General features: G+C 68.7%; 15 protein-coding genes and 2 tRNA genes. 9 read left to right on the top strand and 8 right to left on the bottom strand.

Annotated features, from left to right (window positions below; genetic code table 11):
* The first annotated feature begins 3 nt into the window (after positions 1–3).
* Complete coding sequence (locus ACIQ6S_RS06365) at positions 4–2,949, top strand: two-component regulator propeller domain-containing protein (RefSeq protein WP_397607624.1); 2,946 nt, start codon at positions 4–6, stop codon at positions 2,947–2,949.
* A 33-nt stretch (positions 2,950–2,982) separates the two neighbouring features.
* On the opposite strand, the gene ACIQ6S_RS06360 is transcribed toward ACIQ6S_RS06365, so the two are convergent.
* Both ACIQ6S_RS06360 and ppsA read right to left on the bottom strand, forming a co-directional pair.
* On the bottom strand, positions 2,983–3,909 hold the full coding sequence (locus tag ACIQ6S_RS06360; RefSeq protein WP_397607623.1) for a mechanosensitive ion channel family protein: 927 nt from the start codon (positions 3,907–3,909) through the stop codon (positions 2,983–2,985).
* A 5-nt stretch (positions 3,910–3,914) separates the two neighbouring features.
* A complete protein-coding gene (gene ppsA / locus ACIQ6S_RS06355; RefSeq protein ID WP_397607622.1) occupies positions 3,915–6,302 on the bottom strand; it encodes a phosphoenolpyruvate synthase in 2,388 nt (795 codons plus the stop codon).
* 140 nt (positions 6,303–6,442) lie between these two features.
* Between ppsA and ACIQ6S_RS06350 the strand changes: the two genes are divergently transcribed.
* From ACIQ6S_RS06350 to ACIQ6S_RS06335, 4 genes are all read left to right on the top strand, one after another.
* The gene (locus ACIQ6S_RS06350) at positions 6,443–7,261 is read left to right on the top strand and encodes a pyruvate, water dikinase regulatory protein (RefSeq protein ID WP_397607621.1); all 819 of its coding nucleotides are present in this window, start codon (positions 6,443–6,445) and stop codon (positions 7,259–7,261) included.
* A gap of 37 nt (positions 7,262–7,298) precedes the next feature.
* Positions 7,299–7,799 (top strand): DUF1249 domain-containing protein, encoded by a 501-nt coding sequence (locus ACIQ6S_RS06345; RefSeq protein ID WP_397607620.1) that lies wholly within the window; start codon positions 7,299–7,301, stop codon positions 7,797–7,799.
* A 46-nt stretch (positions 7,800–7,845) separates the two neighbouring features.
* A tRNA-Ala gene (locus ACIQ6S_RS06340) sits at positions 7,846–7,921 on the top strand.
* Between the two features lie 23 nt (positions 7,922–7,944).
* A tRNA-Glu gene (locus ACIQ6S_RS06335) sits at positions 7,945–8,020 on the top strand.
* Positions 8,021–8,178: 158 nt separating this feature from the next.
* Here the strand turns inward: ACIQ6S_RS06335 and ACIQ6S_RS06330 are convergent.
* Together ACIQ6S_RS06330 and ACIQ6S_RS06325 are read right to left on the bottom strand one after the other, a co-directional pair.
* A complete protein-coding gene (locus ACIQ6S_RS06330; protein ID WP_397607619.1) occupies positions 8,179–10,602 on the bottom strand; it encodes a TonB-dependent receptor in 2,424 nt (807 codons plus the stop codon).
* Between the two features lie 53 nt (positions 10,603–10,655).
* Entirely contained in the window at positions 10,656–12,359 is a 1,704-nt protein-coding gene (locus ACIQ6S_RS06325; RefSeq protein WP_397607618.1) for a tetratricopeptide repeat-containing sulfotransferase family protein, read from the bottom strand.
* A gap of 112 nt (positions 12,360–12,471) precedes the next feature.
* On the opposite strand from ACIQ6S_RS06325, the gene ACIQ6S_RS06320 reads away from it, so the two are divergent.
* Together ACIQ6S_RS06320 and ACIQ6S_RS06315 are read left to right on the top strand one after the other, a co-directional pair.
* Complete coding sequence (locus ACIQ6S_RS06320; protein WP_397607617.1) at positions 12,472–13,515, top strand: aromatic ring-hydroxylating dioxygenase subunit alpha; 1,044 nt, start codon at positions 12,472–12,474, stop codon at positions 13,513–13,515.
* 6 nt (positions 13,516–13,521) lie between these two features.
* Complete coding sequence (locus ACIQ6S_RS06315; protein WP_397607616.1) at positions 13,522–15,630, top strand: FAD-dependent oxidoreductase; 2,109 nt, start codon at positions 13,522–13,524, stop codon at positions 15,628–15,630.
* On the opposite strand, the gene ACIQ6S_RS06310 is transcribed toward ACIQ6S_RS06315, so the two are convergent.
* On the bottom strand, positions 15,621–15,818 hold the full coding sequence (locus ACIQ6S_RS06310) for a YjfB family protein (RefSeq protein ID WP_397607615.1): 198 nt from the start codon (positions 15,816–15,818) through the stop codon (positions 15,621–15,623). The two genes, ACIQ6S_RS06315 and ACIQ6S_RS06310, sit on opposite strands and share 10 nt — an antisense overlap.
* A 134-nt stretch (positions 15,819–15,952) precedes the next feature.
* Positions 15,953–16,906: a LysR substrate-binding domain-containing protein gene (locus ACIQ6S_RS06305; RefSeq protein ID WP_397607614.1), complete on the bottom strand. Its 954-nt coding sequence runs from the start codon at positions 16,904–16,906 to the stop codon at positions 15,953–15,955.
* 101 nt (positions 16,907–17,007) lie between these two features.
* Between ACIQ6S_RS06305 and ACIQ6S_RS06300 the strand changes: the two genes are divergently transcribed.
* Entirely contained in the window at positions 17,008–17,862 is an 855-nt protein-coding gene (locus ACIQ6S_RS06300) for an NAD(P)H-binding protein (RefSeq protein WP_397607613.1), read from the top strand.
* 61 nt (positions 17,863–17,923) lie between these two features.
* Here ACIQ6S_RS06300 and ACIQ6S_RS06295 read toward each other — a convergent pair whose 3' ends face one another.
* The gene (locus ACIQ6S_RS06295) at positions 17,924–21,034 is read right to left on the bottom strand and encodes an efflux RND transporter permease subunit (protein WP_397607612.1); all 3,111 of its coding nucleotides are present in this window, start codon (positions 21,032–21,034) and stop codon (positions 17,924–17,926) included.
* On the bottom strand, positions 21,031–22,104 hold the full coding sequence (locus ACIQ6S_RS06290) for an efflux RND transporter periplasmic adaptor subunit (RefSeq protein WP_397607611.1): 1,074 nt from the start codon (positions 22,102–22,104) through the stop codon (positions 21,031–21,033). The genes ACIQ6S_RS06295 and ACIQ6S_RS06290 overlap by 4 nt, the downstream gene beginning before the upstream one ends.
* A gap of 61 nt (positions 22,105–22,165) precedes the next feature.
* Here ACIQ6S_RS06290 and ACIQ6S_RS06285 point away from each other — a divergent pair, with 61 nt between their 5' ends.
* Complete coding sequence (locus tag ACIQ6S_RS06285; protein ID WP_397607610.1) at positions 22,166–22,768, top strand: TetR/AcrR family transcriptional regulator; 603 nt, start codon at positions 22,166–22,168, stop codon at positions 22,766–22,768.
* The last annotated feature ends 1 nt before the right edge of the window (position 22,769 follow it).

Here is a 22,769-nt window from a genome sequence, read left to right as displayed (position 1 = left end):
GGCATGCGGATTGTTGCACTGGCACCGGCGCTGGCCTGTTGGCTGGCGCTGTTCCTTGGGCTCGCCGCGGGTACGGCGAATGCGATGGATTCGAAACCGCTCGCGGCTTACGCGCGCGACGTCTGGACCACGCGCAACGGCCTGCCGCACAACCAGGTCAATGACATCGCCCAGACCGAGGACGGCTACCTCTGGCTCGCCACGTGGGAGGGCCTCGTCCGCTACAACGGCCAGGACTTCACGCTGTTCGGGCCGCAGAACGTCGAAGCCTTCACCGACCAGGGCATCCGCAGCATCTCTACCCGCGTGCCGGGCAAGTTGGTGGTCTCCACGTCGCGCGGCGGCGTGATGATCCGCGAGGAGGGCGAATGGCGTCGTGTCGGTGTCGCCGAAGGGCTCGCGCAGGAGGAAACCATGCGCGCCGAGTTCGATGCGCAGGGTCGCCTTTGGGTGGCACACGAGAGCAAAGGCCTCGTGCGCATTGCGCCGGACGGAACGGCGACGCCGTTCGGTGTCGCCGAGGGCCTGCCATCGGGCCAGATGTTCGCACTGATGATCGATGCCAACGACGTGGTCTGGGCCGGCAGCGCGGAAGGCCTCGTGCGCATCGAGGAGGACCGCGTCCAAGCCTTCGGCACCGCGGACGGCATGCCCCAAGGTGCGGTCTATGCCATCGTTGCGGCACCGGATGGCGGCTTGTTCCTTGGTACGCACCACGGCGTGTGGCGTGGCCGCAACGGCGAGTTCCGCGCGCACGAGGCCGGTTTCCCGGATGACGCCGTGCCGAGCCTCGCCATCGATCCACAGGGCAGCCTGATCGCGGGCACGGTGAACCGCGGCGTGTTTCGCGCGAAGCCCATCGGGCTCGAGCGTTTCAGCCGCGCCGGCGGCCTGCCCAACAACCGCGTGCCGGCCCTGTTCGTCGACCGCGAAGGCTCGATCTGGGTCGGTACCAATGCCGGCTTGCTGCGCTTCGCCGACACCCCCTTCGGCAGCTATGACACCTACCAGGGACTGGCCGACAACTACGTGCGATCGGTGCTGCAGTTGCCCGACGGCAGCGTGCTGATCGGCAGCAGCGGCGGCTTGGATCGCTGGAAGGACGGTCGCATCGAGCCGGTGTCGCGTGAGGAGGGCGGCATCGGTAACGAAGCCGTGCTCAGCCTCGCGCATGGCCGCGATGGCAGCGTGTGGGTGGGCATGTATTCGCTGGGCCTCTACCAGTTGCGCGACGGCAAGGTGGTCAACCAGCTCGGTGCCGGCGACGGCCTGCTGGGACCGCAGGTGCGCGCGATCTTCGAGGCCCGGAATGGCGACCTCTGGATCGGCACCAGTTCGGGCCTGTTCCGGCGCCGCGCCGATGGCCGCATCGACCGCTTCGACGAACGCGACGGGCTGCCGCGGAACTTCGTCGTCGCCCTGCACGAAGGGCGCGATGGGCGGCTCTGGATCGGCACTTCGAACGGGCTGGCGGTCCGCGACGGCGAGCGTTTCCGCGAGGTACCGATCCGGCAGTGGTTCGACGCGCAGGATGTGTTTGGCATCCACGAGGATGGCGAGGGCAGCCTGTGGCTCGCGACCGATCGCGGCCTTCTTCGCCTTAAGGACGACGTCCTCAGCGGCGTCGGCGTGCGCCACGGCCTGCCTGTCGCGACGCTGTTCCAGGTGGTCGAAGACGGCTACGGCAATTTCTGGTTGACCTCGAACCGCGGCGTGTTGCAGGTGCCGAGGCAGCAGCTGGAAGAAGTGATCGCGGGGCGGCGCGAGCGGCTGGATGCGCTCAGCTTCGCGGAGGCCGATGGCCTCGCCAGTGCGCAGTGCAATGGGGGTGCCGGCCCGGCCGCCATCCGCGCGGACGACGGCAGCCTGTGGATCGCCACCGCGCGTGGCGTCAGCGTGGTGCAGCCGGACCAGTTGGCGCGCTACCAGCGCCCCCCGCCGCCGGTGATCATCGAAAGCATCCGCGTCGATACGCAGCCCCGCCCGGCCGATGGGCGCCTCGTGCTGAGCCCGGCGGAGAGCCGGCTCGAGATCGACTTCGCCAGCCTCAGCTACCGCATGCCCGAGCAGATCCGCTACCGCTATCGCATGGCCGGCCTCGACGAGGGCTGGACCGACAGCGGCGCGGTGCGTTCGGCGCGCTTCAACCACCTTCCGCCCGGCAAGTACCGGTTCGAAGTCAGCGCCGAAACCCGCGGTAGCGGCACCAGCAGCGATGTCATCGGCATCGATGTCGAAGTGCAGCCGCGCTTCTGGGAGCAGCCGCTCTTCCTCGTGCTAGGCGGGCTGTTGCTCGCCCTTGGCCTGTACTGGGGCTATGCACTCCGGGTGGACGCCCTGCAACAGCGCGAGCGGGAACTCAGCCGTATGGTCGAGGAACGTACGCAGACGCTGACGCGGCAGAACACCGAGCTGGAGCGTCTCGCCGAGACCGTTCGCGAGCAGAGCAGCGCCTACGAGCTCCAGGCGCGCACGGATGCCTTGACCGGCTTGCCGAACCGCCGGCACATGGAAGAACGTCTCGCGGATTGCTTCGCGGAGGCACAGCGCGACGGCAAGCCCTTGTGCCTGGGCGTGCTCGACCTCGACCACTTCAAGGACATCAACGACAACTTCTCGCATGCGGCCGGCGACCAGCTGCTGCAGGAGGTCGCGCGAGTGATGTCGGACGTGATGGGCGGCGACCACAACCTCGCGCGCTGGGGTGGCGAGGAGTTCGCCCTGCTGTTCGTCGACGCCACGCTTGAACAGGCCGCCGACTCCGCCGAACGCATCCGCCGACGCATCGAAGCCATCGACACCAGTGCTTTCGCCCCCGGTGCGCGCGCCTCGGCGAGCATCGGCCTGGCCAGCCGCACGGGGTTCACGCACCACGAGCGGATGATCTATCGCGCCGACGAGCGGCTGTATGCCGCGAAGCGCGCCGGACGGAACCGCGTCGAGACCTGAGCCGCCGGGCGATGCCCGGCGGACGGCGGCGACTCAGCGGTCGCCGTCGTCCAGCGCGTCCTGCACCGCTTTCGGAAGGCCCGAAGGCGGTGTGCCGTGGTGGTACACGTGCAGGTCGCGCTGCGGGAACGGGATCGACAGGCCACGCTGGCGGAGCTCGCGATGGAGGCCCTCCAGCAGCTCGCTTTTCGCCGCCAGCACGTCGCTGGTGGCCACCCACGCCCGCAGCGTCAGTTGCACGCTGCTCTCGCCGAGCGCGGACACCAGCACGTCGGCGGATGGATCCTTCAGCACGCGCTCGTTGGCGTTCGCCACGTCCAGCAGCGCCGCCCGTGCCGCCGACAGGTCGTCGTCGTAGCCGACGCCCACCACGAGGTCGAGTCGGCGGGTCGGGCGCCCGGTGAAGTTCACGATCGGCGCCGTGGTGATCTGGCTGTTGGGCAGCACGATCACGCGGTTGTCGATGGTGCGCATCTGCGTCTGGAACACGCGGACCTGCTCGATGGTGCCTTCCAGCCCGGCGATCTGGACGTAGTCGCCGGCCTTGAACGGCCGCAGCAGGATCAGCATCACGCCCGACGCGAAATTCGACAGCGAGTCCTTCAATGCCAGCGCGATGGCGAGGCCAGCCGCACCGAGCACCGCCAGCAGCGAGGCGGGGTTCACGCCCGCCTGTGCCAGCGCCGCGATGATCACGACGATCAGCAGGCCGAAGTAGGCGATGTTGCGCAGGAAGCCGACCAGGATCGGATCGGCGTTCGAGCGCTCCAACACGCGGGCGAGGCCGTTGCTGAGCTTGCGCGCGATCCAGACACCGACGACGAGGATCAGGACGACGGAGAGGAGTTTCAGTCCCCAGCTTTCCAGCAGGCCCGCCCAATCGGCCTTCTGCAGGCGCGATTGGAGCTTGGCCCAGAGCCCGACCGCTTTCGCGGTCGAGGTCGGCAGGATCGGCGTCACCGCGTTTAGCCTTTCTTGTGCTGGGCGAGGCGCAGCCAGGTGTCGACGACGGTGTCCGGGTTCAGCGACACCGACTCGATGCCCTGGTCCATCAGCCACTCGGCGAGATCGGGGTGGTCGCTGGGGCCCTGGCCGCAGATGCCGATGTACTTGCCCTTGGCGCGGGCCGCCGAGATCGCCATCGACAGCATTCTCTTGACCGCCGGGTTCCGCTCGTCGAACAGGTTGGCGACGATGCCGGAGTCACGGTCCAGGCCGAGCGTGAGCTGCGTCAGGTCGTTCGAGCCGATCGAGAAGCCGTCGAAGATGTCGAGGAATTCGTCGGCCAGCAGGGCGTTCGAGGGCACCTCGCACATCATGATCACCTTCAGGCCGTCCGGGTTGCCGGACTTGCTGCCCTGCACGAGGCCGTTCGCGGCCAGCGTGTCGATGACGGCCTGGCCTTCCTCGAGCGTGCGCACGAAGGGGATCATCACCCACAGGTTCTTCAGGCCCATCTCGTCGCGGACCTTGCGCACGGCTTTGCACTCCAGCGCAAAGCAGTCCTTGAAGTCCTTGTGGATGTAGCGCGAGGCGCCGCGGAACCCGATCATCGGGTTCTCCTCGTGCGGCTCGTAGGCCGCGCCGGCGATCAGGTTGGCGTACTCGTTCGACTTGAAGTCGGACAGGCGGACGATGACGGGGTAGGGCGCGAAGGCCGCCGTCAGCGTGGCGATGCCCTCGACGAGGCGCTCGACGTAGAAGCTCACCGGGTCGGCGTAGCCGGCGATCAGCGGATCGATCTGCGCACGGATGTTCGCCGGCTGCTTGTCGTATTCGAGCAGGGCGCGCGGGTGCACGCCGATCTGGCGCGCGATGATGAACTCGAGGCGGGCGAGGCCGATGCCCTGGTGCGGCAGCTGCGCGAAATCAAAGGCGCGCTCCGGGTTGCCCACGTTCATCATGATCTTGAGCGGGGCCGGCGGCATCTTGTCGAGGTCGGCCACGACCCGCTCGAACGGCAGCTGGCCGGCGTAGATGAAGCCGGTGTCGCCCTCGGCACAGCTCACCGTTACCGGCGTGCCGTCCGGAATCACCTTCAACGCATCACCGGTGCCGACGACGGCCGGTACGCCCAGCTCGCGCGCGATGATCGCGGCATGGCAGGTGCGGCCGCCGCGGTTGGTCACGATGGCCGCAGCGCGCTTCATCACCGGCTCCCAGTCGGGGTCGGTCATGTCGGCGATCAGCACGTCGCCGGGTTGCACCTTGTTCATCTCCGCCACGCTGCGGATCACGCGGGCGATGCCAGTGCCGATCTTCTGGCCGATGGCGCGGCCCTGGGCGATGACTTCGCCACGCTGCTGCAGGCGGAAACGCTCGATCTGCGTCGCACGGGCGCGCGACTTCACCGTCTCCGGGCGGGCCTGCACGATGTAGAGCTTGCCGGTGATGCCGTCCTTCGCCCACTCCACGTCCATCGGGCGGCCGTAGTGCTTCTCGATGACCAGCGCCTGGCGCGACAGCTCTTCGATGTCGTGGTCGCTGATCGAGAAACGGCCCCGCAGCTCGGCCGGGGTGTCCTCGGTGCGCACGCGCTCGCCCGGGGATTTGGAATAGACCATCCGGATCTGCTTGCTGCCGAGCGTGCGGCGAAGGATGGCCGGGCGGCCGGCCTCGAGGTTCGGCTTGTAGGCGTAGAACTCGTCCGGATTCACGGCACCCTGGACGACCGTCTCGCCAAGACCGTAGCTGGCCGTGACGAAGACCACGTCGCGGAAGCCGGATTCGGTGTCGAGGGTGAACAGAACGCCCGAAGCGCCGACGTCCGAACGCACCATCAGCTGCACGCCGGCCGAGAGGAACACGTCCTCATGCTTGAAGCCGTGGTGCACGCGATAGGCGATGGCGCGGTCGTTGTAGAGCGAGGCGAAGACTTCCTTCACCTTGTGCAAGACGTCGTCGGCGCCGGTGACATTCAGGAAGGTCTCCTGCTGGCCGGCGAAGCTGGCGTCCGGCAGGTCCTCGGCGGTAGCGGAGGAGCGCACCGCGACCGCGATCTCGGCCGCACCCGCTTCATTGCACATGCGTGCATAGGCGTCGCGGATGGCGGCGTCGAGGGCTTTCGGCAGCGGGGCGTCGATGACCCAGCCGCGGATCTCCTTGCCGGCCGCCGCGAGGGCGTCGACATCCTCCACGTCGAGAGTGCCGAGCTTCGAGTAGATGCGCTCGTGCAGGTGGTTCTCGGCGATGAACTCGCGGAACGCGTCAGCCGTGGTGGCGAAACCACCGGGCACCGAGACGCCCAGCTGGGCGAGGTGGCCGATCATCTCGCCGAGCGAGGCATTCTTGCCCCCCACCTGCGGAAGATCGGTCAGACGAAGGTCGTTCAGCCAAAGGACGTGGACGTTCAAGGCAGCTCCGGCACACCGCGAGGGGAAACGCCTATTTTCCGGGCCCGACGCCCCGGGGACAAGCTTGACCTTCCGCCCCGGCGATTTCCGGTCGGTTTCAACGCAGAATCGAGGCCCACGCCCCTGCCGAGCCGTTGCCCATGGCGATCCGCCCCGTGTACTTCGTGTCCGACGGTACCGGCATCACCGCCGAAACCATCGGCAACAGCCTCCTGACGCAGTTTTCCGGGCAGCCGTTCGAGCGCCAGCGCCTGCCTTTCGTCGACACGCTCGAAAAGGCGCGGCAAGCGGCGGTGACCATCCGCGCGGGTGGCGAGCGCCACGGAAGCCGGCCGATCGTCATCAACACCGTCGTGGACAGCGAGCTGGCCCGCGCCCTGGCCGAGAGCGGCGGCCTGATCCTCGACGTCTTCGCGCCCTTCATGGCGCCGCTGGAGGCGGAGCTGGGCCAGAACCGCCAGCCAAAGGTGGGCCAGGCCCATGCGCTCGTGGACCACGACGCCTACGAGCGCCGAATGGACGCGACCAATTTCGCGCTGACGCACGACGACGGCACCGACCTCGACTACGACGAGGCCGACGTGCTGCTGGTGGGGGTGTCGCGCTCGGGCAAGACGCCGACGTGCCTGTACCTTGCGTTGCACTACAGCCTGCGCGCGGCGAACTACCCGCTGACCCCCGACGATCTGGACGCCGACCGCCTGCCGGAGAAGCTGCGGCGCCACCGGCGCAAGTTGTTCGGGCTCACCATTGACCCGCAGCGGCTCCAGAAGATCCGCGAGGAGCGCAAGCCCGGCTCGCGCTACGCGACGCTGGAGGTCTGCCGTCGCGAGGTCTCGATCGCCGAGGGCATGTTCAAGCGCGAGCAGATCCCGGTGCTCAGCACGACGCACACGTCGATCGAGGAGATCGCCTCGAAGATCGTCGCGAAGTTCGGCTTCCAGCGCAGCCATTTCTGAGGTTGAAGGCCGGGCAGGGCGCCTCTACATTCCAACGATGCGCCAGAACCGCAGCGAGCTCCCGTACCCCGCCATCGGCCGCTTCGCGTGGCTGATGGGCCTGTACGGCGAGAACTTCGAGCGCATCGCCCGGATCATCGACCTCAAGCACGCGCCCGTCGGTCGCCATGTCTCGCGGGTGGGTGATGGCCTGGATGTCCACATCGAGCTGTTGGCGCGGCACGCCCACACGGTGGAACTCCGGCTCTCCTACGCCATGACCGATCCAGTCACGGGCGCGCCCGACCCTTCCGCGGTGCTGCGCGCCTACCTCGATTCCCGGCAGGCGGAAGCCACCAACTGCTACGTGGGTCGCCATTGGCAGGATGTGCTCGGCCTGCGACCCTCACCGAAGGTGATGATGGGTCACCGGCTGCGCATGAACAGCTTCCTGAGCAAGTGGCTGGGCTACCTGGAAAGCCTCGGTCACGCGCGTTCGACGCTGTTCCACCAAGCCGAAGATGACATCGAAGCGAATCAATCGATGACGGATGCTTGACGTGGCCGATCCTGCTGAATATGATGCGCGCCTCTCCTGAATCGGTGGGGCTATAGCTCAGCTGGGAGAGCGCTACAATGGCATTGTAGAGGTCATCGGTTCGATCCCGATTAGCTCCACCACTTCTTTGTTGAACCCTCTAAACGTCCCCATCGTCTAGAGGCCTAGGACACCTCCCTTTCACGGAGGCGACCGGGGTTCGAATCCCCGTGGGGACGCCAGCTCACGCTGATTCCAACGGCTCGCAGCAATGCGGGCCGTTTGTTTTTGCGCGCGTTTTGGTGCGTCGGGATTGCGGGATCGTTCGCCGCATCCCGGAAAGAAGACGCCCCGGCTCGCCGGGGCGTCTTCTCACGCGATCACCGTGAACCGGCGTCGATCAGAACGACTGCGAGAAGCGCAGCCCGATCGAGCGGGGACGGATGGTGTTGGTGTAGACCTGACCGTTCGGATACTCCGGCACCACGCCTCGGGCACCGCAGACGGTCTCCGCGCAGGCGGTGAACTTCGACACCTCGGCGCGCTCGTCGGCGATGTTGCTGGCGTAGAGGTCGAGCGACCAGTCGTTGCGGCGGTAGCCCATCGAGAAGTCGACCGTCGTGTACGCGGCGAGGTTGCCGAGGATCGCGCGTTCGCGGAGCCGCAGGTCCGAGGTGCGCTCGCCCACGCGGGAGGCCGCCAGCTGCCAATAGGCCTCACCGTCGGCGAGGTCGAAGCTGTACCGCGCCTGCGCCGTGCCCTTGAACTCGGGGGTCACCGGCAGCTGGGTGCCACGCGGGGCCTCGGGCGTCGGGCAGTTGGTGACCGGGACGCCGCTGGCGTTGGTGAAGCCGCAGTAGTTCTCGGTCAGCTTGGCGTCGTAGAAGGCGACCGCGGCGCTGAGGTTGAGGTTGTAGGTCGCGGCCCAGTTCAGGTCCATCTCGAGGCCGTCGATCTGCGCCTGGTTGGCGTTCTTGATCTCGGTAAGGCCGTTCGCGCCCAGGATGCTGAACTGGAAGTCCTCCCAGTCCTGCCGGAACAGCGAGCCGTTGAACGCCAGCCGGTTATCCATCCACGTGGTCTTCCAGCCGAACTCGATGTTCGTCAGGTAGTCCGACAGGTAGGGCGGCAAGGTGCCGCGGCGGTTGATGCCTCCGGGACGGAAGCCCTCCGACCATGTGAGGTAGAGCATCCGGTCGTCGTCGATCTTCCAGCTCAGGTTGGCCTTGCCGATGTTCCCCGATTCCTTCACGCCTTTGTCGAGGTTGATGCAGGGCGCGCCGTTGAAGTCGGTCTGGTCGAAGCAGGCCGCTTCACCGGTACGACTGCTGTAGCCGGCGCTGAAGCCGAAGAAGCCCTTCAGGCGATTGTCGACGCGGAAGTGGCGTCCACCGATCGTGGCCGTGAGGCTGTCGTTGATGTCGAACGCGAACTCGCCGAACACGGCTTTGTCGTCGTCCTGGCGGAACTGCTTCGTCAGCCACAGCGTGTCGCGCCAACCCGTCACCGTCAGGGTGTCGGCGATGCCGTCGATCTTGTAGCGCTGCTGGATGTCGTGGTCCTGCTGCTGGAAGAAGAAGCCACCGACGAAGCGCCAGCGGTTGTCCTGCGGCGAGCTGAAGCGGATCTCGTGGCTGTCGCGCTTGTAGCCGTCGACCGCTTGGATGTACTGCGACGGATTCACCAAGGCGCCGTCGTTGTCGTAGAAGTACGCACCGTAGCCGGCGAGGGTGTCGTACCAGAACGCGTAGTCGCTGTAGTCGGATTCGGTGTCGACGTCGCGGTCGAGGTTGGCGTAGGCGTAGGTGACGTCGAAGTTGCCGATCTTGCCTTCGATGGTCAGCGCGGCCTGGGTCCAGCGGTCTTCGCCACCTTCCGGGTTGAAGTGCGTGACCGCGAGGTCGCCCACCTGCGGGTCGAAGGCGAAGAAGCCCGGCGACTCCTGGCGCTGGTGCATCACCGTCGGGGTGATGGTCCAGCGGTCGCCGAGTTCGAAGCGGGCCGCGGCGCGGAAACCCTCGGTGTCGATGCTGTTGTAGTCGTCGCGCGCGAGGTCGAAGTTGTTCTCGGTGCCGTTGCCGCCGGAATCGGCGTCCCACGACGGATACGTGCGGGTGCCGCGCACGTTGTCGATGAAGCCGGCCTCCTTCTCCTTCCACGCGACCACGCGCAGGGCGGCGCTGTCGCCGAGCGGCTGGTTGACGAAGCCTTCCGCCACGTGGCCGGAACCGCCGCTGGACGTCTTGTCCACGCCCACCGAGTAACCGGCCTCGAAGCCCGACGTGTCCGGCTTCTTGGTGATGATGCGCAACGTGCCGGCCTGCGAGCTGGCGCCGTAGAGCGTGCTCTGCGGGCCCGAGAGCGACTCGATGCGCTCGACGTCGTAGACGTGGATGTCGAGCGGACCCTGGATGGTGGTCACCGGCTGCTCGTCGAGGTACACGCCCACGCTCGGCAGCGAGCCGGAGTGGTTGCCGTCGCCGCCGCTGGCGACGCCGCGCATGTAGATCTTCGCGAAGCCCGGGCCGCCCGTCTCATAGGAGACCGAGGGCAGGTACTTCACGTAATCCTCGAAGTTCGTGATGTTGAGCTCGTCGAGCTTCTGCGCGTCCAGCACCTGCAGGCTGATCGGCACGTCCTGGAGGTTCTCGCTGCGCTTCTGCGAGGTGACCGTGATGGCGTCGAGCGTCGCGGTGCGCTCGGTCTCTTGCGCCTGGGCGAAGGCGGCGGAACCGAAGGCGAGGCAGATCGCGACGGCGAGCCGGCCGCGATTCGGCAAGGGACGATGCCGTTTGGCGCCGGGCGGATGGATGCGTTGACTCATGGTCGACTCCCTGTGGACGTTCAAGGCTGGCGCGGTGGTGGGTGGTGTGGCGCTCAATGGAACGGTGGAACGGTGGGGTAGGCATCGAGCACCGGGCCGAGGGCGGCCTTCAGCGGCTCGAGCCACGGTTCGAAATGGCGCCACTGGTCGACGCCATCGCGGTAGATCGGCTGGCGCACCTGTTCGGAACTCGCGGTGCGCACGGGCCGGGTGTTCTCGAAGAAGCGCAGGCAGCCGTCCTCGAAGGGCAGGCCGCAGTGGTCGAGGAGGCGGCGCACCTCGTGCTCGGTGTCCTCGACCATGGCCTCGTAGTGCACGCGATGCACGCGGCCGGGCAGCACGGCGTCGTAATGCGCCATCAGGCGCACGTAATCGAGGTAGTAGCGGCCGATGTCCTCGAGCGAGTAGGTGAACGCCTGGCCGCGCGCGAAGTGCTGCTTGAAGCCGGAGAAACAACAGGCCAGCGGGTGGCGCCGGGCGTCGATGATCGTCGCGTTCGGCAGCATCAGGTGGATGAGGCCGATGTGCTGGAAGTTGTTCGGCATCTTGTCGATGAACAGCGGTGCGTCGCTGCGTCGATGGATGCGCGTGTGCTCGAGGTACTGCTCGCCCAGTTCGCGGAGGCGGTCGGGGCCGAGCGCGGCCAAGGCCTCGTGGTAGGGCTGGGGGCGGCCATCCGGCCCCTTGCCGCGGAGTTCGCGGGTGATGGAGATCACTTCGGGCAGCTCCATCGTCCCCTCCACCCGGGAGTGGCTGGAGAGGATCTGCTCGATCAGGGTCGATCCCGAGCGGGGCAGGCCGACGATGAAGATCGGGTCGCGCGCCGGGCTGCCGAAACCCCGGCGCGAGGCGAAGAAGGGCTCCGTGCAGGTGGTTTCGATGCGGGCCACGCGTGCCGTGGTGTCATCGGCCGAGTAGTGCAACTGCGCCCGCCGGCGGCGGTTGCCCTCGTCGTAGTGGGTGAAGGCGAGGGCGGGCTCGGTGCGATCCTCGTAGGCCTTGCCGAGCGCGAAGTGCAACTGCAGCCGGTCGTCGTCGCTGAGGTCGCGGCGGGTGAGCTGCTGCTGCATCGTCGCGACGTCGTCCTCGCTGAAGCGGAAGGTCTTGAGGTTGGCGAGGCTCCACCAGGTTTCGCCGTGCCCGGGCTCCAGCGCGAGGCCGCGACGGTAGGCTTCGATGGCGCGTGCGCTCTCGCCGTGGGTCTTCAAGGCGTGGCCGAGGCTCAGCCATAGCCTCGCCTGCCCGGGGTGCTCGCGCAGAATGCCCTCGTAGATCGCGATGGCAGGGGCGTAGTCGCCGATCCGGCACAGCACCACGGCCTTGAGGTTGCGGTAGTGCGCGTTGCCGGGTTGGGTGCGGAGCAGGCGTTCGATCTCGGCCAGCGCCTGCTCGGGCTTGTTGCCGCGATGCAGGACCATCGCGTAGTTCTGCCGCGCGGCATCGAAGCCGGGTTCCAAGGCTAGGCAGCGTTCGAGCAGGGCTTCGGCGTCTTCCTGGCGGCCGAGGCGGGCGGCGAGCTCCGCCATCATCCGCAGCGCGGCGACGTCGTCGGGCGCGACAGCCAGGTGCTCGCGCAGGTGGGTTTCGGCGTCGGGCAGGGCATTGGCCTGCAAGGCGTTGGCCGCGGCGATCAATCGCGGGTTGCGTTTGGCGGCGTCGAGCTGTCGCGCGAGTCGGCCGGGCGGCGACGCGGCGACGCCGGCATCGGGCCGGCTCGGGGCCTGCGGTACGCTCGTCGCGTGGGGCTCTGCTGGCATCGCCTGCCGTGCCTTTCATTTTTTCGTCACGGCAATCTAACGGCATGCGAGCATAGCCGTCCACCGGGACCGGGCATGACTGATGGGGGGGACAATGGGGATGGAGACGAACGTGGCGCTGACGCGTGCCACCGCTTTGCCGGCTCGCTACTACGTGGGCGACGCGGCGCTCCGGCGTGACCACCGCGCCATCATCGCGCGCAGCTGGCAGCTCGTGGCCCACCAGGGCCTGCTGGCCGAGCCCGGCGACCACGTGGTGGAGCGGGTGGGCGACGTGCCGGTGCTTGTGGTGCGCGGCGGGGACGGGGTGCTTCGTGCCTTCCCGAACGTCTGCCGGCACCGCGCGGGGCCGCTGGCCTTCTGCAACGGCAAGGGCGCGCGTGCCCTGCATTGCAAGTACCACGGCTGGAGCTATGGGCTCGACGGGCAGCTGAAATCCGCCCCGGAGATGCAGGGCGCCGAGGACTTCGACGTCACCGCCATCCGCCTGCCGCCCCTTCGGGTTCACGAATGGCAGGGTCTGGTGTTCGTCGCGATCGACCCCGCCACGCCGCCATTCGACGAGGTGTACGCAGGCATCGCCGAGCGCATCGCCCCGATCGACCTTTCGGCCATGCGCTTCCTGCGACGCGAGCAGTACGACATCGCCTGCAACTGGAAGGTGTATGTCGACAATTTCCTCGAGGGCTACCACCTGCCGCACGTGCATCCGGGGCTGTCGAAGGTGCTCGACTACCGCGCCTACGACACCCAGCTTGGTGCCTGGCACTCGCTGCAGCATTCGCCGATCCGCGACGGCGGCGCGATGTACGGCGACGGCGATGCCTTCTACTACTTCGTCTACCCGAACGTGATGTTGAACATCATGCCGGGGCGCCTGCAGACCAACCGCATCCTGCCGCTGGGCCCGGACCGCTGCCGCGTGGAGTTCGACTACTACTATCTGGAGGACGAGCAGGCGCAGGCGCGCATTGCCGCCGACCGCGACTTCAGCCATGAGGTGCAGGAGGAGGACATCGGCATCTGCGAGGCGGTGCAGAAGGGCCTCGCCTCCGGCACCTACGAGGCCGGCCGCCTGTGCCCGAAGCGCGAGAGCGGGGTGTGGCACTTCCAGAACCTGCTGCGCGCGGCTTACGCCGCAGTCGGCGAGGACTGAGCCCGGATGCGCGACCCGCGCTACGACGTGCTGTTCACCCCGATGGCCATCGGCCCCGTGGTGGCGAAAAACCGCTTCTTCCAGGTGCCGCACTGCAACGGCATGGGCCACGCCATGCCATTGGCGCATGCGGCCATGCGCGAGGTGAAGGCCGAAGGCGGCTGGGCGGTGATCAGCACGGAGGAATGCGAGATCCACCCCAGCGGCGACCTCACGCCCTTCGTCGAAGCACGACTGTGGGACGATCGCGACATCCCCGCACTGGCCCTGATGGCGGACAAGGTGCATGCGCACGGCGCGCTGGCCGCGATCGAGCTGACGCACAACGGCCCCACGGCCTCGAACCTGTTCTCGCGCGAAGTGCTGATCGCGCCCTCGCACCAGCCCTCGAAGTACGGCTACCCCACGCAGGCGCGGGCCATGGACAAGGCCGACATCCGCGACTACCGGCGCTGGCACCGCGAGGCCGCGGTTCGGGCGATGCGCGCCGGCATGGACGTGGTGTACGTCTACGCCGCGCACGACCTTTCGCTGGCCATGCATTTCCTGCAGCGCCGCCGCAACCATCGCACCGATGAATACGGCGGCTCGCTGGAGAACCGCGTGCGCCTGCTGCGCGAACTGCTCGAAGACACCCGCGAGGCAGTCGGCCACCGCTGCGGCGTGGCGCTGCGCTTCGCCACCGAGGAAATGCTCGGGCCGGAAGGCGTCGAACTCGCCGAAGCGCGCGACATCGTCGCCATGCTGGCCGAGCTGCCCGACCTCTGGGACGTCAACGTGGCGGCCTGGTACAACGATTCCGTGCCCTCGCGGTTTGCGGGGGAGGGCGCCCAGGAACCCTTCGTCGACTTCGTGAAGCGCACGACCAGCAAGCCGGTGGTCGGGGTCGGGCGCTTCACCTCGCCGGACACGATGGTCTCGCAGATCCGGCGCGGCATCGTCGATTTCATCGGCGCCGCGCGGCCTTCGATCGCCGATCCCTTCCTGCCGAAGAAGATCGAGGAAGGCCGCCTCGACGACCTCCGCGAATGCATCGGCTGCAACGTGTGCGTGTCCGGCGACAACACCATCTCGCCGATCCGCTGCACGCAGAACCCCAGCATGGGCGAGGAATGGCGCAAGGGCTGGCACCCGGAGCGCATCGCGCCGAAGCACCGCGAGGCGAGGGTACTCGTCGTCGGCGGCGGTCCGGCGGGCCTCGAAGCGGCGAGGGCGCTCGGCCAGCGCGGTTACGACGTGAGCCTCGCTGAAGCACGCCGAGAGCTCGGTGGGCGGGTGACTCGCGAAGCGCGACTGCCGGGGCTGGCGGAATGGTCCCGCGTGCGCGACTGGCGGTTGGGGCAGATCCGCAAGATGCCGAACGTGGCCACCTACCTTGATTCGCCGATGACCGCGCAGGACGTGTTGGATTTCGGCGCCGAGCATGTGGTGATCGCCACCGGCTGCCATTGGCGGCGCGACGGTTACGGCCGCAGCAATGGCCTGGGCATCGCCGCACTGGGCGGCGCGATCAGCGTGGCCGATCCTGTCGCGGCGAAGCTTGCGGTGTCGGCACATCCGCCGGTGTTTACGCTGGATGACCTCATGGATGGCCGCTGGCCCGAGGGTCGCGTGCTGGTCTTCGATGACGACTACGGTTACTACGCCGGCGTGGCCGCGGAGGCCCTGCGTGCACGCGGCAACCCTGTCGTTCTGGCCACGCCTGACGATGTGGTTGGCGCCTGGGGTGGTCACACCCTCGAGTACCGCCACGTACGAAAGCGACTGGCAGCCCTCGATGTGGCAACCCGGGTGTCGGTCAACCTCGTCGCCGCCGAGTCCGGCCGCGTTACCCTGGAAGACGTCTGGACAGGTCGTCAGGAGCACCTCGCCTGCGGCGCGGTGCTGCTTGTCACCGCCCGGTCACCCGAGGATGCCCTGTACCTGGCGCTGCGCGAGCGCGAGTCCGAATGGCGCGATGCAGGCATCGTGACGGTCGATTGCATCGGCGACGCCCAGGCCCCGGGCATGATCGTTCACGCCGTCTACGCCGGCCACCGGCACGCGCAGGAACTTGGCGCGCCACGCGAAAGCGAGGTGGCCTTCCGCCGGCATTTCCACCACGATCAGGCGTAGGTGTCCACCAGGCCGCCGCTCGTGCCGTTCATCGGGGGCGGTTGCGGAATGGCCTGTAACAGCATCGCGGCGGTGCTGGCTTCGGCATCCATCGCCTTCCGAAGCACGGCGTAGCTCACCTGCTGGTTGAGTTGCGCCTGTGAGAGCACCGTCGCGCTGCGGACGATGGCAGCGGAAATCGGGTCCATGTCGTCATGGTTCCTCTCGGATCGAAGTGTGAATCGGCCGACGCGGCAGAAACTTGACCGCCGCTACCAAGCCTCGCGGGTTCACGCGCTCGCCGTCACGGCGCAGCGCATGAGCAGGTTGTCCCGACCGGCGCTCAACCCGCGACCCAGGCACCAGGGAGTTGGCCGGGTGCGACCTGCAGATCGTCGTGGCCGGCGAGGGCGTCCACGAGCGCATCGACGACCACCCGGACGCGCGGGGCGAGGTATTGCCGGTGGGCGTAGTGCACGGCGATCTCGCGGTCGCCGGGGTCATGCTCGTTGAGGAGCAAGGCTTTCAGCCGCCCGCTGCGCAGGCCGGGCATCGCGTGGTGCAGACCCACCTGGGCGATGCCGCCGTGGGCCAGCGCGAGGTCGAGCGCAGCCTCGGGGTCGGAGAGCCACAGGCGCACACCCCGAGGGCGGAGATCGTGGCTGCGGTCGCCGCGGCGGAACCGCCACGGAATCTCGGCGCCGCCATCGAGGTGTATGCCGATGCACTGATGGCTGGAAAGGGCGTCGGCGGAAGGCGGAGCGCCGTGCCGGCGGAGGTAGGTGGACGACGCCACCAGCACGAGGGGCAAGCGTGCGACACGGCGTGCGACAAGTCCTGAATCTTCGAGGGTTCCGCCGCGCACGCCGATGTCGAAGCCCTCGCCGATCAGGTCGACCTTGCGGTTCTCGAGGCTCAGTTCGATGTCCAGTTGCGGGTGTTGCGCGGCGAGGGACGGCAGGCAGGGCAGCACATAGCGGCGCCCGAACCCCGGCGGCGCGGAGATGCGCACACGGCCCCGCGGCAGGCTGGCGTCCTGCGCCATCTCGGCCACCGCCTCGTCGAGCTGTCGAAGGCCGGGGGCGACCTGCGCGAGGAAGCGTTCGCCTTCCGGAGTCAGGCGCAACTGGCGCGTCGAACGCTTGAACAGGCGCAGGCCAAGCTCGTCCTCGAGCCGCTGCACGCTCTTGCTGACGGCCGCGGGCGTGAGGTCGAGGCGGCGTGCGGCCGCACTGAACCCGCCGTTCGCCGCGGACTCGACGAAGGCAACCAGACGCTGGAGCTTGGGGGCGCTCATTTTCAAATTCAGGTTGAAGATGAATTTCCATTCTATGGCTTTCTGTCTTTCCCCGAGCGGATCAGGATGCCTGCCACCCCAACACCCGCAAGGACATCGTCATGAGCCATCGCATCCTCGTCGCCGGCGCATCCGGCACTATCGGCTCGGCCCTCGTGGCCGAACTCCTCCGCCAGGGCGCCGACGTCACGGCGCTCCGTTCGAAGCCCTCCAGCGAGGCCTCGCCCGTGCCCGTCGTGGTCGGCGACTTCGCCCGGCCGGACACGCTCGCCGAGGCGATGCGTGGTTTCGACACCCTGTTCCTGCTGCTGCCCTTGGCCCCCGACATGCTCGCGTGGGCCGCGAACGCGCTGCAGGCCGCCCGTGACGCGGGCATCCGCCACGTGGTGCGTTCCTCGGGCGCGGGCGCCGACCCGGACAGTCCGATGGCGATCGCCCGCGTGCAGGGCGAGATCGACCGTCTCGTCATGCAGAGCGGGCTGCCGTGGACGATCCTCCGGCCGACCTTCTTCATGCAGAACCACGTGAACTTCAACGCTGGGGCGATCCGCGCCGGCACGCTCTACGCCGCGCACGGCGAAGGCGCGATGGCGGTGGTCGATGTCCGCGACATCGCGGCGGCTGCGGCCGTGGTGTTGGCCGACCCGGCCCCGCACGAAGGACGCACCTACGACCTGACCGGCCCCGAGGCGCTGACGGAGGCGGAGCAGATGGCGCTCATCTCGCAGGAACTCGGTCGTCCCGTGCAGTACGTCGACGTGCCTCTGGACACCGCCCGCGATGCGATGGCGGCGTCCGGCATGCCGCCCGCCGTCGTCGACTGGCTGACCAGCCTGAACGCGATCGTGCGCAACGGCTGGGGCGCGGGCCTCGCCGACGGCGTGCAGACCCTGACCGGACGTCCGCCCCGGGGGTTCGCCGACTTCGTCCGCGGGCACGCCCACGTCTGGCGCTGACGACCCGGCGGATCGGGCGTCCGCGATTGGGTGTCCCCGGCCGGCCGGGGCACGCCTTCCGTCAGCCCGTCGGATTCGACCGCCCCGAGGCGACGCCTGCCGTCGGTGGGGACGAAAGGATCGGTGGCACGTCGACGTCGATGGCTGGCGGCAGCAGCTTGTACATCAGGGGCGTGACCACCCGCGAAAGCAGCGTCGAGCTCACCAGGCCGCCGATCAGAACGATGGCGAGGGGGGCGTAGAGTGCCGATCCGCTCACGGCCAAGGGGAGCAGGCCGCCGATGGCCGTGACCGAGGTGAGTACCACCGGCAGGAAGCGCTGTTCGCCGGCCTTGGCGATCGCAGCATCAAGCGCCATGCCGCCGCGGCGCAGTTCGTTGGTGAAGTCCACCAGCAGGATGCTGTTCTTGGTCTCGATGCCGACGAGGGCGACGAAGCCGATGATCGCCATGTAGCTCAGCGGGTAGCCGGCGAGGAACAGGGCGACCAGGGCGCCGAGGATGCCGAAGGGCACGACGCCGAGGACGATCAGCGTGCTGCGGAAGCTGCCGAACTCGAGCACGAGCACGGCGAGGATGCCGAAGGTGGCAATGATCACCGCGGTGCCGAGCCCACCGAGGCTGCTGGCGGCTGCCTCTGCCTCGCCGCCGGCCTCGATGCGGTAGCCCGCGGGCCAGTCCTTCGCGTCCAGCGCCCGGTACACGGCCGCCGAGACATCGCCCGACACGAAACCCTGCCGCACATTCGCCGTGACCGTGACCATTCGCTCGCGGTCGAGGCGCTGGATCTCGCTCGGGCCACTCACGAGCCGGGGTTCGGCCAGCTGCCGGAAGGGGATCGCCGCGCCGCTGCTGCGGCTGGTGAAGTACAGGTCGTCCAGCACCTCGGGCGTCGGATGGGCGCCGGTCGGCAGTCGCAGCTGCACGGCATAGTCGTCGCCGCGTTCATCCCGGAACCGCGCGCTTTCGACGCCGGCCGTAGCAAGGCGCGTCATGCGGTCGAGGTCGAGGCTCGGCACACCGAGCAGGCCCGCCTCGAGGGTGTCGAAACCGAGATCGAGGTCGATGCGCGGCAGGCGCAGCGGATTGTCGACGTCGCGCACGCCCGGAACGGCGACCAGCGTCGTTTCGACGTCGCGGGCCAACGTGGACAACGTCGCGAGGTCGGGGCCGACCACGCGCACCGCGATCGGGGCCTCGATCGGCGGGCCGTTCTGGAACTGCGCCACGGTGATACGCGCGTCGGGATACGCCGCGAAACGCCGGCGCAGGTCTTCCAGCAGGGCCTCGGAGCGGGCGCCGTCCCAGCGATCGAGCGAGACGAACACCTCGCCGACCGTGGTCTTCGTCTCCTCGGGGAACTCGTTGTAGTAGATCAGCGGGTTGCCGCGGCCGAGGTTCGCCATGCGGTGGACCACGCCCGGCGTCCCGGCCAGCACGCCATCGACGAAGCGCAGGGCGCGATCGGTCGAGTCCAGCGAGGCGCCTTCCGCGGCGTCGATCTTGACGAGGAACTGCGGCTTGTCGGCGGCCGGGAACAGCGAGAAGCCGAGGAAGGGCACGAGAGCCAGCGACGCGACGAACAGCGCGGTGCAGAGCAGCAGCGCCCGCCTCGGGGCGACCAGCGCCTTGGCCAGCACCGGGGCGTACACGCGGTGGATGGCCGACTTCAGGCCACGCAGCAGGGCATTGCCCTCGCCGTGCGATTCGCGCGGCAGGAAACGGCTGGCGAGGAAGGGCACCACGGTGAATGCCACCAGCAGTGAGGCCGCCACGGTCATCACCACGGCCAGCGGCAGGCCGCGCGTGAACTTGCCGGCCCCTTCGGGCAGGTTGAGCAGCGGCAGGAAGGCGAGGATCAGTACCGCCGTGGTGCCGAGGACGGCCAACGCGATCTGCCGCGTGCCATCGATGGCGGCGCGCACGCGGTCGGCGCCTTCACGCAGGTGCCGCGCGATGTTCTCGACCACGACGATGGCGTCGTCGACCAGCAGGCCGAGCGCGACGACGAAGCCCGCGATCGAAATCTGGTTCAGCGAGAAGCCGAGGAACCACAGCGCGGCCACGCCCATGGCCAGCGACAGCGGGATGGCGACCATGACGATGCCGGCGGCGCGGAACCCGAGGGGGAGCAGGGTGATCGAGACCAGTGCGAGCGCGATGCCGAAGTCGAGGCCAAGGCGGCTCAGCCGATGGGCGACGTTGTCGGCCTGTTCGAAGCCGACCTCGAGGCGGACGCCCGGGGGCAGGGTGGCGCGAAACTCGGCCAGCCGCCGGTCGAGCCCGGCCTGGACGTCGAAGATGCTGAAGCCGTCCTTCATGTTGGCGGTGACGAAGGCCGCGCGCTCGCCGTTGTAGCGCGCGAGGTAGGTCGGTTCCTCGGTGGCCCATCGCACGTCGGCGATGTCGCGGAGCAGCACGGGGCGCCCGTTGCGTGTCGCGACCACCGTGTTCGCGATGGCCTCGACGCTGGCGTAGTCGCCGGTGCCCTTGAGGTTGTAGCGGCGCTGGCCGACGTCGACCGCGCCGCCGGGAATGCTTGCGCCCTCGCCGGCCACCGCGGCATCGACCGTGGCCACGTCGATGCCCAGCGCGGCCATGCGCGGCAGATCGAGCGTGGCGCGAACTTCCGGTGCGGGAAAGCCCCAGGACTCCGCGCGGCGGATGCCGGGCACGCTTTCCAGCGATTCCTCGAGATCATCGGTCAACTGCTTGAGGCGCCGACCGTCGAGGGCCGGTGCGACCAGCGCGACCTGCAGGATGTTCACGAGGCCGGGGTTGGCCTTGCGGAAGGTGATGTCACGCACGCCCGCCGGCAGCGATCCGCGGAGTGCGTTCACCTCGCGGACCACCTCGTCGTATTTGTCGTCCGGCGTCACCGTCCACTCGAATTCGATCTGGATGACGCCAAGCCCGCTCTCGCTGGTGGAGCGGATCTCCTTGACGTCCTCCAGTTCGGCGAGCGCGTCTTCGATCGGGTCGATGGCGAGGCGCTCGACGTCCATCGGATCGGCGCCGGGATACACGACCACCACCGTGGTGAGCGGAATCGGGAAGGTGGGGTCCTCCTGGCGCGGGATGGAGGCCATGGCGAAGGCGCCCAGGGCCACGAGCAGGAGCAGGGCGACGCTGGTGAACTGCCAGCGCTGGACGGCGAAGGACCAGGGGCTCACGGCGCACCGTCGCTCAGGGTCGAAACCGGGGTGCCTTCGGCGAGGTAGGCGGCGCCTTCCACCACCACCGCGTCGTTCGCGTCCAGGCCTTCGAGCACGCGGACGTGCTCGGACCCGACCTCCCCGAGTCGGAGGTCGAGCGGCACCGCCCGGCCGTCCCTCGCGACGAACACGCGCCCCCGCCCGTCCTCGATGGCGACGAGGGCCGAGGTCGGCACGGCGAGTCCCGTGTCGGCGGATGCATCGATCCGCGCGCTGGCCACGAGGCCGCTGCGCAGTGCCGCGGCGTCCTCGCCGGTGGGCGCCGAAAGCGCGAGGTCCACGGCGATGCCGCCGCTCGCCGCGTCGGCTTCGCCGCCAATCCGCGACACGGTCGCCGGCCACGGGAGGCCGCCGATCGCGTCGATGCGGATGCTCGCCCGATCGCCGACGCGGAGGCGGAGGCCGTCGCGGTCCGCGACCGTCGCGCGCAGCCGCCATCCCGCATCGCCGCCGCTCACCACGAGGATGGGCGCACCGGCGCTGACGACCTCGCCGGGTTCGGCCAGGCGCTGCCTGACCACCCCGTCCGCCGGCGCGACGATCCGCGCGTTGCGGGCGGCGAACACCGCGCTGCGCACCTGGGCCTCGGCCACGATGAGGCGGGTCGTGGCGTCGTCGAGGACCTGGCGCGGCAGCAGTTGCTTCTGCACCAGTTCGGCGGCGCGTTCCCGGTCGCGGTGGGCCTGCGCCTGCTGCTCCTGCGCCTGCTGGAGCGCGGCATCGACGGTCGTCGGGGTCTGCGTCGCGAGCACCTGGCCCTTGCGCACGACGTCGCCGATATCGACGTCGATGCGATCGACCACGCCGCCGGAGAGGAAGCCGAGCGTCGATTCCTCGGCGCGCTCGAGGCGGCCGATCGCCGGCACAGGAAGCGACGCGGAGGCCGGCCGCGGCGTCTGGACCACGACCGGCACCGCGGTCGCGGCCGAGGCCTCGGCGCGACGGTCCGGGTCGGCGGAGCAGCCCGCCATGACGAGGGAGGCCGCGATCCACGCGGCGAGGCGAAGGGGCAGGGCACGCTGGCGCATAAAGTGTCCGATGTACACAATGTGTATAGTGTACACTCGCGATTCGCGCTATCGTCAAGCCATGTCCAAGCCTGTCCGGAAACCACGAAACGCCTACCACCACGGGAATCTCCGGGAGGCCATCCTGCAGGTCGCCCGGAGGGCGTTGGACCAGGGCGCCTATGAATCCTTGAGCCTGCGGGAACTGGCGAAGCGGGCCGGGGTGACGGCCAACGCCCCGTACCGGCACTTCGCATCCAAGGACGAGATCCTCGCGGAGGTGGCCGCCGGTGGCTTCGTCCAGATGACGGAGCGCTTCGATGCCTACAGCGAACCCGATGCCAAGGAGCGCCTGATCCGGCTCTGCGACCTCTACACCGGCTTCGCCGTGGAGTTCCCGCATCTCTACCGGGTGATGTTCGGCATCGACAAACCCGCGCTGATGGAGCACCTCCCCCTGCACGAGGCGGCGATGGCCTGTTTCGGCCGGCTCGTGGCAGCCACGGCGGCCGCGTCGGCCCCGGGGATCCTCGACGAGATCGACCTGCTCAAGCGCGCCAATGCGATCTGGACCGTGGTCCACGGCTGGTCGCGGCTCACCATCGACGGCATGACCGACTTCCAGCCCCCGGGCGCCTTCGCGCCGGCCGCCGACATCGTCGCGCCGGTCGTGCGTGGCTGGTGAC

Origin of the sequence: Silanimonas sp. (assembly GCF_044377035.1) — a bacterium.
GTDB lineage: Bacteria > Pseudomonadota > Gammaproteobacteria > Xanthomonadales > Xanthomonadaceae > Silanimonas.
The sequence above is the reverse complement of the archived record's forward strand: the minus strand, read 5'-3'. Positions and strand labels throughout refer to the sequence as shown.